This window comes from Neoaquamicrobium sediminum (assembly GCF_013240295.1).
GTDB classification, from domain to species: Bacteria; Pseudomonadota; Alphaproteobacteria; order Rhizobiales; family Rhizobiaceae; genus Aerobium; species Aerobium sediminum.
The window spans coordinates 211,325-228,203 of record NZ_JABETK010000003.1; the positions used below are offsets into that span (position 1 = coordinate 211,325).

Genomic DNA, 16,879 nt, shown 5'->3' on the forward strand with positions numbered 1-16,879 from the left:
CGCTCACCGGCCGATATCCGTTTCGCAGGGGTGCTCTACGCTCAGGCCCGTCGCGGCGATCCGCCGCTCGGGCCAGCGGCACCAATCGGCCTGCAGAGGAGCCTTGGCGGTGCTGCGGGTATGCCATTTGAGGTCAGGTTCGACCCCGCCGGCAACGCGGCCGTCGATGCCGGGCACGCTCCAGCATCTGAGTGAGGACGGTCGCGACATCATTGCTGGCCCGCTCAACGTTGCCGGCCCCCGCCGCTACCGGCTTCGCGTCGACGGCTTCTCACTCGATTTCAACGCCGCCGGGCACATCGGATTGGCTCTGTCGGCAATGGCGATCGAGAGGCGCCCCCCGGCCGTGCTGGTGGTTGGAGTGCACCGCGCATCGCTTCGGCGTCGGACCCGAGGCCACCCGTCATCGCGACAGAACACGAAGATGTGCTGCTCGCCAGTATGGAAGACGGGGCCGGGCGCCATCATGCGCTTGTGACATGGCCCTCGGCACCTGGAGCGGCCGGTTATTTCATCTATGCTGCCCAGGAGGGAAAATTACGGGCCGACTGGGGACTTGCCGAGCCGCGGCTGGAACAAACCCTGTCGCAGCGCCTTGTGGAGTTGCGAAACGCCTTTGCGGCCAATCCGGCGAAGCGCTTCTTCACCCGGCTCAACGAGACCGCAGTCAGCGCGACATCCTATCAGGCAACATTGCCCCGCGGCAGCAAGGAGATTCATCTCTTCCTCGTGGTCGGAATCAGCGCCGGCGGCGTGGAATCCGAATGGCCTGGTGCCGGGGATCCGATGCTTCGCAAGCGGCCCATCGCCTATGCCGCGCCGCAGAAGCAGGTTCCCGACGCCCCGACATTGGAAGTGCGCCGCGCCGCAGATCCCGACAGTGGAACCGATGCCTTTCGCGCGGATCTGCGGCTCACCACGCTGCCGGGGGCGACGGTCGACCGCATCGACATTCACCGGGTTCGATCTGAAGCAGCCGCGGTGGAGCTGGATACCATGGGACCGCCGCTGATGACAGTGCGTAGCGGTGAGCCGACCTGGGCGATACGTGCGCTCCCGCCACGTGGGGCCGCGCCGGGCCAGGCGATCGGCATCGCCAATGGCGTGGACCGGCCGGCGGGCAGCTGGTCGCCGCTTTACTACCGGGCCGTCGCATGGTCACTGCCGCGTCCCGAACGTGGCCTTCTGGGCGGACGTTCGAAGCCTTCGGCAGCACGCAGTGTGGTCATACCGCCACCTGGCCCGCCGGACCTCCAACCGCTTGAACATTCCTGGCCCGGTGGCGATATTGCTCTGATCGAAATTGCGACGGCGACGCCGGCTCCTATCGAGGCCACGACGCTCGGGGCGCATCGACTGCGCGTGGAGGTAACCGGTCTTGCTGAAAACGGGCCCGGAACCGCGCTGTTCGCGTGGCCAGAGCTTGTCGATGGCGTGCCGGGAGACGGCTCGCTCCGCGCATTGCCGACGGCCCCTCCAGCATTGGGAACGAGTGGCATCTGGCGCGAGACGCCGGATGAGAACACGCGAATTCGGCTGCGCATCGTGCGTCCGAACGTGGATACCGCGCTGTCGGTGCGGTTCCAGCTCGACGATCCTCTTGGCCGCGCGACGGAGCGCATTGCAGCGGTGCCCGCGGGTTCGCCGCTTCCGCCGCTTGCCTTCGGCGTGGTTGCCGTGAGGCGCATTGCCGGTAAGGGGTTCGTCGTCCGCGCACCGATCAACCTGCCGCTCAAGGTGCCTCCAGAAGCGGGATACCGACTCAAGGCAGCCTTCCGGCCGCACCTCGCTGTACCAGGCCCGCTTCCGCGACCCATGGGGCGCGGGGTGACGCTCGACGTCGACTATGCCGACATTCCGCAATTGCGCCCTCTGGAGGACCCGTTCGCCGGCACGGTCCCGCTGCCGGTACGCCGCGAGGCCGCCGGTCGAACGGGGGCGTTGCTATCCTTCTACCTGCGTGGCCAAGGCGGCAGTTTGCGTGCGACCCTCGGCGGCGTGGATGGAGCACCCGCGTCCTTCATGCAGGAGGTCCCTTGACATGCTGCCTCTGATGCCGGCTCAGACCGTGCTCACCGCAAATTCGGCAGCCAATGACCTGCAGGCGCGCGGGCTCGAGGCGATGGGGCTGGCTGCGCCTGCGCTAAGCCCGCTCTGGGCCGGGTCGAACCCGGCGCAGGGGGACTACGATCCGACCGCACTGACCCTGCGCCTTGCGTCCCCGCGCGCACCTTTCATGGGCATCGCAACCTGGCTTGCCGCGCCCGCCATCTATAGTGATGTCAGCGGTCAATCAGTGACGGGTCCCGCCTTCGCGCTGACGTTACACCCGGAAGCCGCTCGTCGGCTTCAGGTGCTGGTCGACCTGCGCACCGGGTCCAACGTCTATCCCGTGCCCGTTGCCATGCTCCTGCGCGGCATCGCGCCGCCGTCCCCGCTGCCGCCCCCTCAAATCTATCTCGCAGGAGAAACACTTGACGACGGTACCGCCACCGTCAGCTTCCACGATGCGCGCGGGCTTCCCATAGATCCAATCGCGATGGCGCATTTGTGGAACGACCTGATGGTCTTTCGTGCCGCGCTACAGAATGCAAACACCTTCGCCGGCACACCCGCAGACCCTGGCGGCATCGGCTCAATGCTGGGCTTTGCCGCCGGCGATCTCTGCCACGTCGTAGATCCGCACGGCTGGCGCTATCAGGGCACACGCCCGGCGGCCACGTTGCGTGTACTTAACGGAGCGGGAGATGCAGTTCGCGATCTCGCTGCCGATAGTCTCGAGACGCTCGCCGCCGGGGAGACTTTCGGGCGCTCGAATGCGGATATTGCCGCGGTACCGGCCAACACGGTCCCTCCGCTGCGTTGGGGGTTCGCGCGCAACGGGACGCTCGGACAGGCACGACTTTCCGCGCCTGCGCTGCCTGCAACAGTGGGGCTCGGCCGCCGCTTCTTCCGGATCATGGCCGTCGATCTGGATTGGCATATCCTCGGCAATCGCACCATGGTGCCGATCGCGAGCGTCGCTGGCGCAGCGATCCCGGCGGAGGACGGCGGCACACCGCCGTTTCTGCACCCTGTCGTGCGAGATAGGACGCCGGGCTTCGCCTATCTCGCCGATGGCGTGGATGTGCTGGGCGCGATGGCTGCGATGACACAGGGCTTCGGCAATCCCAACGACCAGTTGTTTGCCGCCGCTGTTTCTCCGGCTCTGGATCCGGCGGTCCTTGCGCCGCCCGCACCGGGAGCGCAGTGGCCGGCCTTTCCGCCCGCCGCCGCGACCTCGGAAATCGTGCAGACCGCGGACCCGCGCCAGGGGCTCACTGCATCCTGGCGCGCGCCGGGCGACGGTCCGGGCGCGGTGCAGGACGTCGTGCTGACCGTCGATGGATCCCAATTGCCGCTCGGTGCTCACCTTCGCGCCTATCCGCGCCGCTTTGTCGAAATCGCCTCGATCGGCGAGCAGCCCTCTTTCGTACGCGGCGACGGCGGCGCGACCATCGTACAGGGAGGTCCCGCCAGACTTCTGCTGGTCAATCCATTCGGCCTATCGCCGGCCGAGCCGCATCCATCACCGGCGATCCTGATCGTCGACCTGGTGGTCGTTTCGCGCAGCGGTCGGCGCCGCATGTATTCAGGCGTCAGGCTGGAGGTCGCGGCCGGACCGGACGCTTTTTGTACCGGACACCAGTTTCGGCGGCGTGCCATTGCTCGCGCCGGGCACACTGGTCGCCACAATTCTCGACGGTTTCATGACACGGTCGATCGCGCCGGTACCGGCTTTTGGTCTGCCGCGTCCGCCCGCCTCCGCCGGACCTCCGACGAGCCTTACCGAACTTTTGCGACGGCTGGCGAGCGACGAGCAGCCGCGGCAGGGACCGCGCCTGCCGACGCAGGCCCGCTTCGACACGCAATTCGTGATCGGCGTGTCGCCTGCACCTCCTGCAGGCAATCCGAATCTACCCTACGACTGGCAGGCGGTGACGACTGGTGCGCGGTTGACGCCGGAGAGCCGCCACGCCCGGCCCGAACTCGCCAATGCCGGCCATCCCGCCGGACCGGACGTCTTTGCCTCTGGAACGGCTTTTTCAGGCGCGCTGGCTCGCGACGCCGCACTGCATGCGATCAAGCGCGCGCAGCCGATCTTCATTCCGACCGGAGGCGCGAACTTCCGCGGCTGGCTCGCCACGACGATGGACGACAAATGGAATGACCCGCCGGGGCCACCGCCCGGTGGCACGGTGGCGGCGGCTGTTCTGGAAACGATTGCGCCCTTCTGTGACACGCCCGAGCTTGCTGCTGCACCGGCGCCTCAGCCCGGTGCAACCCTGCAGAACCTGATCAATCAAATCGCCGCCGACCTCGGCATCCAGCCGCCGACCGTGACACTTGGCAATGAGCAGCGCGTCGTGCCCATCGTGCAGCGCGAGATCGCAACCGCGCGCTCGGGCCAGCGCGATGCGTTGTGGTCGCTTGTTCGTGCGATCGGTCAGGCGCGCGAGTTGATCTACGTGGAAGGCCCCGCCTTTGCGCGCACGTCACGGCCCGATGGGCCGCCACGCCCAGACGAGATCGATCTCGTAAGCCTTATAGCGGCGCGGATGGCAGCCAATCCTCGTCTCAAGCTCATTTTGTGCGTACCGCGCGAGGGCGATTTTGCGCGCGAGCGCCCGCACTGGACAGTCACCGCATTGCGGCATCGCCGCGAGGCGCTGGCAGACCTGATTTCGGTCGACCCTCGCCGGGTCGCCGCGTTCCACCCTATCGGGTACCCCGGCCGCGCCGCGCCATCCGCACAACCACGGTGATCGTGGACGACGTGTATTGCCTCAACGGGACGAGCCATTTCCGGCGCCGTGGAATGACCTTCGACGGCGGGCTCGATGTCGCGTCGATCGATACCGCGATAGGCGAGGGGTATTCGGCCGGCATTGCGAACTTCCGGCAACGCCTGATGGCTGCCAAGCTCGGCGTGAACCCAGCAGCGACAGTCGCGGCGGCAACGGCGCTATGGATCAGGCTCGCAAAGCCGGAAAGCGCTTTCGATGTTGTATTCGACTTGCTGGCAGGTGGTGGGGCGGGAAGGCTCCAACCGATCTGGGCCGGGGCGGAGCCCGACAACATCATCCCGCAATCGGACGCGGTGGTCGATCCCGATGGCGTGGACACGGATTCGTTCCTTCAACTCTTCGCAGCCCTCATCGTAGAAGGCTGAACCGCACCGCCGTCCGGCGCCCCTTGATCGGCTTTCGAAAACTACCCGATGCCTCGCGCGACAGGATCTCGTTCTTCGAAGTGTTGTGAGGTGTAGGTGGATGCAGCACGAAAGGAATATACCGGCCCGTGATCGAAGGCGGATAGACCACCGGCTCAGCTTCTATCCACCACGTTCGCAAGACTGCTGCCTGCCCCGAAACAATGTTGGCGCGATGACGCCCTTCCATCAACGTCGGGGTGACAGCGCTCCGGTAATACGGTCGCGACCGACGACGATGACCCTGTCCATAGCTTCAGCCGCGTTTTCCGGATTCCGGGCCGCGATCGCATCCACGATGCGGCGGTGGGCAAGCGCGGTTTCCTGCTGGAGGTCGGGCTCGCCGAACGGCGAACTTAACCGGAAGCTCGTGGCCAATGCCGCCTCGATCAAGGCGCCGAGGGAATACATGAACGGGTTTCCTGAGGCGCCCAGCAGGGCCATGTGGAAGTCCAGATCGGCGAGCGCGAAACTCTCCATGGAATTTGCCTTCTCCATTTCCTCGACCTGCGCGTAGAGCGACCTGACCTCATCGCTGGACACCCGCTCTGATGCAAGGCGCGCGGCGAAGGGTTCGAAGGACAGCCGCATTTCGGAAAGATGTTCTAGGAAGCGCGTATCCGTGGCGCTCTCCAGGTGCCAGGCGAGAACGTCCGCGTCGAACAGGTTCCAGTTGTTGCGGCCGGTGACGCGGGTGCCGATTCTGGTTTTCGGGACGACCATGCCCTTGGCCGCCAGTGTCTTCATGGCTTCCCGCAAGACCGTGCGCGACACCTTGAAACGCTGCGCGAGTTCTATGTCGCCGGGCAGGATGGTCCCGCTGATAAAGGTCCCGCCGACAATTGCGCGGCCCAGCTCGTCGACGACCCGCGAATGGCTGTTGCGCGGCGCGCTTCCCGAAATCGCGGATTTCAACACGTCCATTTCCTTTCAGCCGGATGCATGCCCGGCGCCTCGTCTTCGGTCGCCCAGCCAGACGAGTGCCCGCTGCAGCGCGATGAAGACGAGCAGGAGCACACCGATCGCGATCTTGGTCCACCAGCTCGAAAGGGTGCCGTCGAAGACGATGTAGGTCTGGATCAGCCCCATGATGAGGATTCCGACCAGCGTACCGCCGACGAACCCGCTGCCCCCGACAGCAATGTTCCACCGATCACCACCGCCGCGATCGCGTCCAGCTCGACGCCCACGGTCGCCAGCGAGTAGCCGGCCGAGGTATAGATGGCAAAGACAATTCCTGAAAGGCCCGCCAAAAAGCCGGAGAGGGCGTAGACGGCAATCGTGGTCCGCGCCACCGGCACGCCCATGAGACGGGCCGTGTGCGTGCCCCCGCCCAGCGCGTACACGTTCAGCCCGAAGCGGGTGCGGTGGGCTATCACCATGCCTGCCACGAAAACCACCAGCATCAATATTCCGATGAAGGTCAGCCGCCCGCCGCCCGGCACCACCCAGCGAAGGCGCTGAAGGGAACTCATGACCTCATTGTCGATCGGCACGCTGTCGATCGAAAGCACATAGGCCATGCCGCGCGCCAGGAACATGCCGGCTAGCGTCACGATAAAGGGCGGCATCTCCAGATAGTGCACGGTGGCCCCCATCGCGGCACCAAAGAGCGTGGTGATCGCAAGCAGCATCGCGAAGACCGCGAAGACCGGCATGCCGGTGTCGCGCAGAAGCACGGCGATGAAGACGCCCGAAAAGGCGATTACCGACCCGACCGACAGGTCGATCCCTCCCGACAGGATGACAAATGTCATGCCGACCGCGGCAATACCGATGAAAGCGTTGTCCGTCAGCAGATTGCCGATGACCCGCGTCGACAGGATCATCGGATATTGCCAATAGCAGACGGCATAGGCGGCGATGAAAATGGCGATCGTGGCCAGAAGAGGCAGGAGGCGTTCGTTCATCCGTCGCGTCTCCAGGGTTTCGGATAGATCAAGGCGACGCGCGCCGCCGGCGACTGCACCACGAGGATGGCCAGTATGATCGCCGCCTTGATTACGAGATTAAACTCGGGCGGAAAGCCGGAGAGCAGTATGCCGGTGTTGATCGACTGGATGATCATGGCGCCGATAAGCGATGCGACCAGCGAAAACCGCCCTCCAAGCAGCGATGTGCCGCCTATGACGACCGCAAGGATCGCGTCGAGTTCCAGCCACAGGCCGGCATTGTTGGCGTCCGCGCCGCGAATGTCGGCTGCCACGATCATGCCCGCGATCGCGGCGCAGAGACCGGAGGTCATGTAGACCGTGACGATCAGCACCTTGGCGTTGACCCCGGCAAGGCGGCTCGCACGCTGATTGATACCAACCGCCTCGATCAGCAAGCCGAGCGCGCTGCGCCTGACGATGGCCGTCACGAGCAAACCCATCGCGAGCCAGATCAGCACAGGGGTGGGCAGGCCAAGCACTGTACCGGAACCGAGGAAGATCAGCCCCGGATGGTTGAAGGTGAGGATCGTGCCTTCGGTGATGAGCTGGGCTATGCCGCGCCCCGCGACCATCAGGATCAGTGTCGCCACGATCGGCTGTATCTTGAGCACGGCAACCAGCATGCCGTTCCACAGGCCGCAAGCGAGCCCCGCCGACAGGCTGAGCGCCAATGCGGAGGGCAGGCCATGGCCTTGGTCGACGGCCCATGCCGCCACTGCGCCGCAGATGGCCATCACGGCGCCGACCGACAGGTCGATGCCGCCCGTGGCGATTACCAGCGTCATGCCGATGGCCAGCAACGCGACAGGCGCGCCGCGATTGAGGATATCGATCGGGCTGCCGTACAAGCGGCCATTGGCGAAAGACACGTCGAAGAACCCGGGAAACACGACCGCAATGAGGAGCAGCACCGTGGCGAAGGTGGCGAGTTGCGGCAGAAGGCGGCGGGCAAGGGCCATCATGTCGTCTCGTCCTTGCCATGGTCCGGCTGGTCGCCGGCAATCGCCTCGACGATGCGTTCGGCCGTGATCTCGTCGCCGATCAGCTCGGCGACATGGGCCCTGTCGCGCACGACTATCACCCGGTGGCTATAGATCACGAGCTCTTCCAGTTCCGAGGAGATCACGAGAAGCGACATGCCGGCTTCGCACAATTCCTCGATCAGCCTGATGATCTCCGCGTGCGCGCCGACATCGATACCGCGGGTGGGTTCGTCGAGAATGAGGAAATCGGGATTGGTGGCAAGCCAGCGCGCAAGAAGCACCTTCTGCTGGTTGCCGCCCGAGAGCTGACCGACCGGCTTTTCGGCATCGGACGTACGGATGTCGAGACGGCGGATGAAGTCGTCCGCCATCGCCTTTTGCCGCTGCGAGGGGATCGGCCGCGACCAGCCGAGCCGGGCCTGCAGCGCGAGCGTGATGTTCTCGCGCACCGAGAGCTCGCCAATGATCCCGTCGGACTTGCGATCCTCCGGCAGGAAGCCGAAGCTTGCGGCGATCGCGGCGCGGGTCGAGGTGATGCGGATGGGTTTGCCGTCCTTGAAGGCCTCGCCGGTGTCGGCGGGCTTTGCGCCGAAGATCACTTCCGCCGTCTCCGTGCGGCCCGAACCCAGCAGGCCAGCCATGCCGATGACCTCGCCGCGATGCAGCGACAGGTCGAAAGGCTCGATCTGGCCGCGACGGCCGAAATGCGAGAAGGCAATGCGAGGCCCGTCCGATGTCGCGACGGGGGGCTTGCCGGTCTTTCGGGTCTCCTCAGACAGGTCGCGACCCAGCATCATGTTGACGAGTTCGACCCGGTCGACTGAAGCGGTGTCCCTGCAGCCTATAAGCCGGCCGTTGCGCAGGACAGTCAGCCGGTCGCTGATGCGGAAGACCTGATCGAGGAAATGGGAGATGAAGACGATGCCCAGTCCCCGTTCCTTCAGGCGTCGTATCGTGGCAAACAACACGTCGACCTCGTGCTGGTCGAGGCTTGCCGTCGGCTCGTCGAGGATCAGCACCTTGCCGGACAGGTCGACGGCGCGCGCGATCGCCACGATCTGCTGGATGGCGACGGAATAGCCGGCCAGCACGCGGGTCACGTCTATGTGGAGATCGTATTCGGCCAGAAGCTCCTGCGCCTGCCGGTTTCGCCGTGCCGATTGGACGAAACCGAACCGGCGCGGCTCGTGGCCAAGAAAGAGGTTTTCGGCAACGGACAGGTTCGCCAGGAGATTGACCTCCTGGTACACCGTGCCGATGCCGAGACGCTGGGCGTCCAGCGTGTTGCGCGGATGGATCGATCGCCCTTCGAGCAGGACGTCGCCGCCGTCGCGCAGATAGGCGCCGGTCAGGCACTTGATGAGCGTGGACTTGCCGGCTCCGTTTTCACCCAGGAGCGCGTGAACCTCGCCACGCCGAAGCGAGAAGTCGACCCGCTCCAGCGCCTTGGTGCCGGGAAAGGTCTTGGACAGGGCAGAGGCGTGCAGAAGCGGCTCGGGGCCGTGCGTCGGCTCAGGCATGGATCATCTTAGCGGGACAACGCCGACAAGTCAGGCCGGCAGCGGATGCCGCCGGCCCTGGTTGTGGCGGGCTCAGTAGCCGAGATCTTTCTTCTGCTCATAGATCGCCTGCGGGTCGTCCGCCTGCGTGTAGAGCTTCGACTCGGTCTGGATGAAATCCGGCGGTACGGTGCCGTCGTTCCAGAAGGCAGCCAGCGCGTCGAAGGCGGGGCCGGCCATGTTGGGCGTCAGCTCCACCGTGGCGTTGGCCTCACCGGCCGCCATCGCCTGGAAGATATCGGGCACAGCGTCGATGGACACGACCTTGATGTCTTCGCCAGGCTTCAGGCCCGCTTCCTTGATGGCCTGGATCGCGCCGACGGCCATGTCGTCATTGTGCGCGTAGAGCGCGCAGATCGACCCCTGGGCCTCGGCCTTGAGGAAGCTTTCCATGACCTCCTTGCCCTTGGCGCGGGTGAAATCGCCGGTCTGGCTGCGCACGATCTTGATGTTGTCGTGGCCGGCGATGCCTTCCTCGAAGCCCTTCTTGCGATCGATGGCGGGCGACGAGCCGGTCGTGCCCTGAAGCTCGACGACGTTGCAGTCGGCATCGCCGACCTCGCCAACGAGCCATTCGCCCGCGACCCTGCCTTCATGGACGAGGTCCGAGCCGACGGCAGTGAGGTACAGATCCTTGCTGGAATCGACCATGCGGTCGAGCAGCACTACGGGGATCTCGGCCTCCTTGGCTTCTTCCAGGACGTCATCCCAGCCCGTTGCCACGACCGGCGCCAGCAGGATCGCGTCGACGCCCTGGGCGATGAAGGACCGAACGGCCCTGATCTGGTTCTCCTGCTTCTGCTGGGCGTCGGCGAATTTCAGGTCGATGCCGCGCTCTTCCGCTTCCATGCGCGTCAATGTCGTTTCCGCAGCGCGCCAGCCCGATTCCGAACCGATCTGCGAGAAGCCGACCGTCTGGGCAAGCGCCGCAGACGACATCAGGCATGCGGTCGCGAGCAGGCTCGCGCCGAGAGTCAATTTCCGGATCATGTGTCTCCTCCACAAGATGGGGCTGTTTGAGGCCCACGATCCAAAAAAATCATATTATATTACTTTTGTAAATACGATTCCCCTCAGGCGCCGCCGGCCGACTGAAGCCGGCGTGCGCGCTCGCAGATGAAAGACCACAGCGTGTCGGAGGCGGGTGAGAGCGGCTTGTTCGACGATCGCAGCACCGAATAGGACGACACGGCGAGCTCCTCCGCGACGGGCAGCGCGCAGAGCTTGGCGCCCAGCCCCTCGGGCCCGGCAAAGAAATCGATGGCTGCGCGGGCGAGCGGTGCGATGGCATTGGATTGCGATATGATGGCCAGCGTCATCAGCGTTGAGGATGTGCTGACGATGCGCTCCGGCAATTGCAGCCGGCGTTCGAGCAGATACGTCTCGACCGCGTGACGCAGCAGGCTGCCGACCGGTTGCAGCACCCAGTCATAGGCGATGCAGGCCTCGATCGAGGCGCGGCCGGGACGCATCAGCGGATGGCCGTCGCGCACGACCAGACTGACCGGTTCGGGGCCGATCGGCTCGGCCGCGAAGTGGCTGTGGTCGAGCTCCTGGGGGATGCGGCCGACATAGAAGTCGAGCTTTCGGGCAAGAAGAAGCTCGGCCAGCTTGTCGCTGGTATCGACGGAGACGTCGATGGTGATGCCCGGGTGGGTGACGCGTGCCTGCCGCAGCACGGGAAGGACCAGCTCGAGTGCCGGGCCCGTGACCGAACCGATGGACACCGTGCCGCGAACCCCGGAGGCCATCTCGCCGATCTCGCGGTCGGCGTGGTCGAGATCGTCCAGCACCTTGCGTGCCCACTGCACCAGCGCCAGACCCGCCTGCGTCAGCACGATGCCGCGCGCGTGCCGCTGGTAGAGCGGGGCCTCGACGATCTGCTCCAATTCGGCGAGCAGGCGGGACGCCGCCGGCTGCGACAGGGCGAGCTGGCCGGCCGCCGCGCTGACCTGGTTCGTCTCCCCGAGCTTGGCGACGAGACGCAGGTGGTTGAATTTCAGTCCTCGCCGCACGAGCCTGTCCGGACTCGTCGCGTCACGTGCCGGCGTTCGGCGCCAATCCATCGTCATCCTCCCTGGATATACCGTTTTGAGCATATCAAAGCGATCGATCTGAATTTGACGGTTATATCAACTGAACCCTATCGCTTGTAGGCCGATGAAACGATCGGGAGGAAAAAGCTGCGGCCGGCGGAAAGTCGGCGGAGCTGGCATCATCTGAATCGGGAGGATTCACCCATGCATTTCTTGAAGGCCGCCCTGGCGGTCACGGCTCTGTCTGCGAGCTTGATAAGCGCGCCCGCACTTGCCCAGGACAAGGGTTTCGTCGGCATCGCCATGCCGACGCAATCGTCCGCACGCTGGATTTCCGACGGAAACTCCATGGTCGAGCAGTTCAAAGAGGCCGGCTACGAGACCGACCTTCAATACGCCGAGGACGACATTCCCAACCAGCTCGCCCAGATCGAGAACATGATCACCAAGGGCGTCAACGTGCTGGTCATCGCGGCCATTGACGGCACGACGTTGTCCAACGCGCTTGCCAACGCCGATGCGGCCGGCATCAGCGTCATCGCTTACGATCGCCTTATCCGCGACAGCGAGCACGTCGACTATTACGCCACCTTCGACAACTTCAAGGTGGGCGTGCAGCAGGCCAACACGCTGGTCGAAGGGCTGAAGGAGCGCTTTGCCGACGTGAAGCCCTGGAATGTGGAGCTGTTCGGCGGTTCGCCGGACGACAACAATGCCTACTTCTTCTATGACGGCGCGATGTCGGTGCTTCAGCCGATGATCGATGCGGGCGATATCGTCATCAAGTCCGAGCAGAGCGGTATGCAGACCGTCGGCACGCTGCGCTGGGACGGGTCCGTGGCGCAGGCGCGGATGGATAACCTGCTCTCCGCCAATTACACGGACGACCGTGTGCACGGCGTGCTTTCGCCCTATGACGGCCTGTCCATCGGCATCATCTCCTCGCTGCGCGGCGTCGGCTACGGCACCGGCGACATGAAGATGCCGATCGTCACCGGGCAGGACGCCGAGGTTCCGTCAGTCAAGGCGATTCTGCGGGGCGACCAGTATTCGACCATCTTCAAGGACACGCGCGAGCTTGCCCGCGTCACGGTTGGCATGGTCGAGGCGGTTCTCAACGATGGCGAGCCCGAGATAAACGACACCGAAACCTACGACAACGGGGTGAAGGTGGTGCCGTCCTACCTGCTCGAGCCCTTGCCGGTGACCGAAGCCAACTGGCGCGAGGTGCTGGTCGACAGCGGCTATTACGAGGCCTCGCAGATCGAGGACTGAGCCAAGGGCAATCGCATCGAGGATCGGGTCCGCAGTGCCGGACCCGATCCTGCGGCGCGGCGATGATGCGGCATACGCGATGAGCGACACCATTCTGGAAATGCGCAACATCACGAAGGCCTTTCCCGGCGTGAAGGCACTCGATGATGTAAGCTTCAAGGTCCGCCGCGGGAGATCCACGCGCTCGTCGGCGAAAACGGCGCCGGCAAATCGACGCTGATGAAGGTGCTTTCGGGCGTCTATCCGCACGGTGAGTATGAAGGCGACATCGTCTATGACGGCGAGGTCAAGCGCTTCTCGGGCATCGCTGGAAGCGAGCGCGACGGCATCATCATCATCCATCAGGAACTGGCGCTGGTGCCGCTGCTTTCCATTGCCGAGAACATCTTTCTCGGTAACGAATGCGCGCGCGCCGGGGTGATCGACTGGCGCGAGACCAACCGGCGCGCGGGCGAGCTGCTAGCCCGCGTCGGCCTGCAGGAAAAACCCGAGACGAAGGTGATGCATCTTGGCCTGGGCAAGCAGCAGCTTGTCGAGATCGCCAAGGCCCTGTCGAAGGAAGTGCGCCTGCTCATTCTCGACGAGCCGACGTCGTCGCTTAACGAGAAGGACAGCGATGCGCTTCTGGCGCTGCTGAAACAGTTCCGTGAGCGCGGCATTTCCTCGATCCTGATTTCGCACAAGCTGAACGAGGTATCGAAGGTCGCCGATTCCATCACCATCCTGCGCGACGGGATGGCCGTCTCGACGCATGACTGCGCGGCCGGCCCCGTGCCGGAGGACCGCGTTATCCGCGACATGGTGGGCCGTCCTCTTTCCGACCGGTATCCTCCGCGAGACCCGCGGATCGGCGAGACAGTCATGGAGGTGCGCGGGTGGAGCGTGCACCACCCGATCGACCGCAGCCGCAAGGTGGTGGACGATGTTTCGCTGGTGCTTCGCAAGGGCGAGGTGCTGGGCATCGCCGGCCTCATGGGCGCAGGCCGCACCGAACTCGCGATGAGCCTGTTCGGCCAGTCATATGGCAGCGGCATTGTCGGCGAGGCGCTTATCCACGGGCGCAAGGCGGACCTGTCCACCGTTCCCCGCGCGATCGCCGCCGGCCTTGCCTATGTCACCGAGGATCGTAAGAGCTACGGTCTCGTCCTGGACCAGACCATCCGCCGCAACGTGCCGCTCGCCAACCTCGGCGCCATCGCGAACAACGGCGTTGTCGACAAGCATCGCGAGGGCGAAGTCGCGGAGGACTACCGCAGGCGCATCAACATCAAGAGCCCGTCGATCGAACAGCAGACGGTCAATCTTTCGGGCGGCAACCAGCAGAAGGTCGTTCTGGCCAAATGGTTGTTCGCCGATTCCGACATCCTGATCCTCGACGAGCCGACGCGGGGCATCGATGTCGGCGCCAAGTTCGAGATCTACACTATCATCCGCGACCTGGCGGCGAGCGGAAAGTCGATCATCGTCATCTCCTCGGAAATGCCCGAGCTGCTCGGCATCACCGACCGCCTCTACGTCATGAGCAAGGGCCGCTTCGTGGGCGAATTGCCTTCAAATGAAGCGACCCAGGAAAAGATCATGTCCTTGATCGTCAAGTCAGGTGGATAGAACCATGGACCAGACAGCCAATCGCGAGGAGATAGCCCATGCGCAGCCGCAGGGTCGCGCCGGCTTCCTGCGTACCCACATGCGCGAATACGGCATCCTGATCGCGCTCGTGGCGATCATGGCGTTCTTCCAGTTCGCCACCGGCGGTATACTGCTGCGACCGGTCAACCTGACCAATCTGATCCTCCAGAACAGCTACATCGTCATCATGGCGGTTGGGATGCTGCTGGTCATCGTATCAGGCCACATCGATCTGTCGGTCGGCTCGGTGCTGGGCTTCGTGGGCGCGCTCGCCGCCGTGATGATCGTGCAATGGGACATGAATTTCGTGGTCGCGGCGATCCTGTGCCTGGCCGTGGGGGCTGCGATCGGCGCCGCGCAGGGCTTCTGGATCGCATATTACCGGATACCATCCTTCATCGTGACGCTGGCCGGCATGCTGGTCTTCAAGGGCCTGACGCTGTGGCTGCTGGCCGGCCAGTCGGTCGGCCCGTTCCCGCAAGCCTTCCAGCGCATCGCCTCGGGGTTCGTGCCGGACTTTCTTGGCGGTACGGACATCAACCTGTTCTCGCTGGTGATCGGCGTGGCGGTTGCCTGCCTGCTGGTCTATCTGGCGTTGCGCGCGCGCCGGCAGGAGCAGAAGCGCGGCATCGAAAGCGAGCCGCTGACCGCATTCACCATCAAGAACGCGCTGATATTCGCGGCACTTGCCTATATGAGCTGGCTGATGGCCTCGTTCCGCGGCCTGCCCAACGTCTTCATCGTGATGGCGCTGCTGATCGCCGTCTATTCCTTCGTCGCCAACCGAACCACGGTCGGCAGGCGCATCTACGCCACAGGCGGCAACGAGAAGGCGGCTAAGCTGTCGGGCATCCGCACCGAACGGCTGGTGTTCCTGACCTTCGCGAATATGGGGATGCTGGCCGCGCTTGCCGGCCTTGTCTTTGCCGCGCGGCTCAATACGGCGACGCCCAAGGCCGGTCTCGGCTTCGAGCTGGACGTGATCGCGGCCGTCTTCATCGGCGGCGCGTCGATGTCGGGCGGCGTCGGCACCATCGTGGGCGCGGTGATCGGCGCCTTCATCATGGGGGTCATGAACAACGGGATGTCGATCCTCGGCATCGGCATCGACTACCAGCAGGTCATCAAGGGCCTGGTGCTGCTCGCTGCCGTGATCTTCGACGTCTACAACAAGAACAGGTCGTAAGGAGCGATCCATGCATTTGTCGCAAATCAGCAGGCCGGACGGCTCCGTGGCGGTGGTCTCCCGCGAGGGGACCGAGGCCTATGAGGTGCGCGGGGCCGAAAGCGTCTATCAGCTCGCGCTCGACTGTGCCGCATCCGGCGTCGACATGGCGACGAGGATCGCAAGCCTCGGCCTCGGGCCCGCCGTCGACCTCGAAGACGCGTACGAAACGGGGCGGTTGCTGGCTCCCATTCATCATCCCGATCCGGCCCATCTGCACCTGACCGGCACGGGCCTTACCCATCTGGGCTCGGCAGCCACGCGCGACGCCATGCACCAGAACGCCAACGCTCAGGAGGAGGAAAAGCTCACCGACTCCATGAAGATGTTCAGGATGGGGCTCGAAGACGGAAAGCCCGCCAACGAGGGCCCGGGCGTGCAGCCAGAATGGTTCTACAAGGGCAACGGCGCCAATGTCGTCGCGCCGGGTGCCTCGCTGCTTTCTCCCGTCTTTGCCGAAGACGGCGGCGAGGAGCCGGAGATTGCCGGCATCTACGTCATCGACGCAAACGGCGTTCCCCGCCGCGTCGGCTTTGCGCTTGCCAACGAGTTCTCCGACCATGTGATGGAGCGGCGGAACTATCTCTATCTGGCCCACTCGAAGCTCAGGCCGGCCTCGTTCGGTCCGGAAATCCGAATCGGCGCGCTGCCGGCGGACGTGCGCGGCACCTCCCGCATCCGGCGCGGCGGCGCCACCATTTTCGACAAGCCGTTCCTGTCCGGCGAGGCGAACATGTCCCACAGCATCGCCAATCTGGAGCACCATCATTTCAAGTACGACCTGTTCCGGCAGCCGGGCGACGTGCATGTCCACATGTTCGGCACGGCAACACTGTCCTTTGCCGACGGCGTGCGCACCGAGCCCGGCGACGAGTTCGAAATCGAGGCCGAAGGATTCGGCCTCCCGCTGCGCAACCGCCTGACGATCGACGGCAGCATGGTGCGCACCGGGAGGGTGAGCGTGCATGCTCTCTAGCGACGGCGGGA

13 protein-coding genes and 2 pseudogenes are annotated in these 16,879 nt (G+C 64.7%); 8 read left to right on the forward strand and 7 right to left on the reverse strand.

Annotation, left to right across the window (positions count from 1 at the left end):
* Positions 1 to 3 precede the first annotated feature (3 nt).
* Positions 4 to 177, reverse strand: a complete 174-nt coding sequence (locus tag HK436_RS23705) for a hypothetical protein (protein ID WP_173194048.1) — start codon at positions 175 to 177, stop codon at positions 4 to 6.
* 249 nt (positions 178 to 426) lie between these two features.
* Between HK436_RS23705 and HK436_RS23710 the strand changes: the two genes are divergently transcribed.
* The 4 genes from HK436_RS23710 to HK436_RS23725 are packed head-to-tail and all read left to right on the forward strand — an operon-like array spanning position 427 to position 5,212.
* Complete coding sequence (locus HK436_RS23710; RefSeq protein ID WP_173194050.1) at positions 427 to 2,040, forward strand: hypothetical protein; 1,614 nt, start codon at positions 427 to 429, stop codon at positions 2,038 to 2,040.
* A 1-nt stretch (position 2,041) separates the two neighbouring features.
* Positions 2,042 to 4,210: a hypothetical protein gene (locus tag HK436_RS23715; RefSeq protein WP_173194052.1), complete on the forward strand. Its 2,169-nt coding sequence runs from the start codon at positions 2,042 to 2,044 to the stop codon at positions 4,208 to 4,210.
* Positions 4,191 to 4,805 (forward strand): phospholipase D-like domain-containing protein, encoded by a 615-nt coding sequence (locus tag HK436_RS23720; protein ID WP_173194054.1) that lies wholly within the window; start codon positions 4,191 to 4,193, stop codon positions 4,803 to 4,805. Before HK436_RS23715 ends, HK436_RS23720 begins: the two co-directional genes overlap by 20 nt.
* Positions 4,806 to 4,858: 53 nt before the next feature.
* Positions 4,859 to 5,212, forward strand: a complete 354-nt coding sequence (locus HK436_RS23725; protein WP_173194056.1) for a hypothetical protein — start codon at positions 4,859 to 4,861, stop codon at positions 5,210 to 5,212.
* Positions 5,213 to 5,440: 228 nt separating this feature from the next.
* On the opposite strand, the gene HK436_RS23730 is transcribed toward HK436_RS23725, so the two are convergent.
* The 6 genes and pseudogenes from HK436_RS23730 to HK436_RS23755 form a co-directional block, all read right to left on the reverse strand.
* Positions 5,441 to 6,175 carry a FadR/GntR family transcriptional regulator gene (locus HK436_RS23730; RefSeq protein WP_173194058.1) on the reverse strand — a complete coding sequence of 245 codons (735 nt, stop codon included), beginning with the start codon at positions 6,173 to 6,175 and terminating at the stop codon, positions 5,441 to 5,443.
* A 6-nt stretch (positions 6,176 to 6,181) separates the two neighbouring features.
* Positions 6,182 to 7,161, reverse strand: a pseudogene (gene yjfF / locus HK436_RS23735) (galactofuranose ABC transporter, permease protein YjfF).
* The gene (locus tag HK436_RS23740) at positions 7,158 to 8,147 is read right to left on the reverse strand and encodes an ABC transporter permease (RefSeq protein WP_173194059.1); all 990 of its coding nucleotides are present in this window, start codon (positions 8,145 to 8,147) and stop codon (positions 7,158 to 7,160) included. The pseudogene yjfF and the gene HK436_RS23740 overlap by 4 nt, the downstream one beginning before the upstream one ends.
* Positions 8,144 to 9,688, reverse strand: coding sequence for a galactofuranose ABC transporter, ATP-binding protein YtfR (ytfR, locus tag HK436_RS23745; protein WP_173194061.1), 1,545 nt, complete (start codon positions 9,686 to 9,688; stop codon positions 8,144 to 8,146). Before ytfR ends, HK436_RS23740 begins: the two co-directional genes overlap by 4 nt.
* Positions 9,689 to 9,760: 72 nt before the next feature.
* Positions 9,761 to 10,717, reverse strand: coding sequence for a galactofuranose ABC transporter, galactofuranose-binding protein YtfQ (ytfQ, locus tag HK436_RS23750; RefSeq protein WP_173194063.1), 957 nt, complete (start codon positions 10,715 to 10,717; stop codon positions 9,761 to 9,763).
* 83 nt (positions 10,718 to 10,800) lie between these two features.
* The gene (locus HK436_RS23755; RefSeq protein WP_173194065.1) at positions 10,801 to 11,793 is read right to left on the reverse strand and encodes a LysR substrate-binding domain-containing protein; all 993 of its coding nucleotides are present in this window, start codon (positions 11,791 to 11,793) and stop codon (positions 10,801 to 10,803) included.
* Between the two features lie 174 nt (positions 11,794 to 11,967).
* On the opposite strand from HK436_RS23755, the gene chvE reads away from it, so the two are divergent.
* The 4 genes and pseudogenes from chvE to araD1 all read left to right on the forward strand — a co-directional run bounded on the left by chvE (position 11,968) and on the right by araD1 (position 16,868).
* A complete protein-coding gene (chvE, locus tag HK436_RS23760; protein WP_173194067.1) occupies positions 11,968 to 13,038 on the forward strand; it encodes a multiple monosaccharide ABC transporter substrate-binding protein in 1,071 nt (356 codons plus the stop codon).
* A 79-nt stretch (positions 13,039 to 13,117) separates the two neighbouring features.
* Positions 13,118 to 14,646 (forward strand): annotated as a pseudogene (mmsA, locus tag HK436_RS23765) (multiple monosaccharide ABC transporter ATP-binding protein).
* A gap of 4 nt (positions 14,647 to 14,650) precedes the next feature.
* Complete coding sequence (gene mmsB / locus HK436_RS23770; RefSeq protein ID WP_173194069.1) at positions 14,651 to 15,853, forward strand: multiple monosaccharide ABC transporter permease; 1,203 nt, start codon at positions 14,651 to 14,653, stop codon at positions 15,851 to 15,853.
* Positions 15,854 to 15,863: 10 nt separating this feature from the next.
* Positions 15,864 to 16,868 carry an AraD1 family protein gene (gene araD1 / locus HK436_RS23775; RefSeq protein ID WP_173194071.1) on the forward strand — a complete coding sequence of 335 codons (1,005 nt, stop codon included), beginning with the start codon at positions 15,864 to 15,866 and terminating at the stop codon, positions 16,866 to 16,868.
* The last annotated feature ends 11 nt before the right edge of the window (positions 16,869 to 16,879 follow it).

What these genes read in the sequence shown, in the direction of transcription:
- HK436_RS23715 (WP_173194052.1), top strand. Translation starts at nt 2,042, where the DNA reads ATGCTGCCTCTGATGCCGGCTCAGACCGTGCTCACCGCAAATTCGGCA.
- HK436_RS23720 (WP_173194054.1), top strand. Translation starts at nt 4,191, where the DNA reads ATGGACGACAAATGGAATGACCCGCCGGGGCCACCGCCCGGTGGCACG.
- HK436_RS23725 (WP_173194056.1), top strand. Translation starts at nt 4,859, where the DNA reads ATGACCTTCGACGGCGGGCTCGATGTCGCGTCGATCGATACCGCGATA.
- HK436_RS23730 (WP_173194058.1), bottom strand. Translation starts at nt 6,175, where the DNA reads ATGGACGTGTTGAAATCCGCGATTTCGGGAAGCGCGCCGCGCAACAGC.
- HK436_RS23740 (WP_173194059.1), bottom strand. Translation starts at nt 8,147, where the DNA reads ATGATGGCCCTTGCCCGCCGCCTTCTGCCGCAACTCGCCACCTTCGCC.
- ytfR (WP_173194061.1), bottom strand. Translation starts at nt 9,688, where the DNA reads ATGCCTGAGCCGACGCACGGCCCCGAGCCGCTTCTGCACGCCTCTGCC.
- ytfQ (WP_173194063.1), bottom strand. Translation starts at nt 10,717, where the DNA reads ATGATCCGGAAATTGACTCTCGGCGCGAGCCTGCTCGCGACCGCATGC.
- HK436_RS23755 (WP_173194065.1), bottom strand. Translation starts at nt 11,793, where the DNA reads ATGGATTGGCGCCGAACGCCGGCACGTGACGCGACGAGTCCGGACAGG.
- chvE (WP_173194067.1), top strand. Translation starts at nt 11,968, where the DNA reads ATGCATTTCTTGAAGGCCGCCCTGGCGGTCACGGCTCTGTCTGCGAGC.
- mmsB (WP_173194069.1), top strand. Translation starts at nt 14,651, where the DNA reads ATGGACCAGACAGCCAATCGCGAGGAGATAGCCCATGCGCAGCCGCAG.
- araD1 (WP_173194071.1), top strand. Translation starts at nt 15,864, where the DNA reads ATGCATTTGTCGCAAATCAGCAGGCCGGACGGCTCCGTGGCGGTGGTC.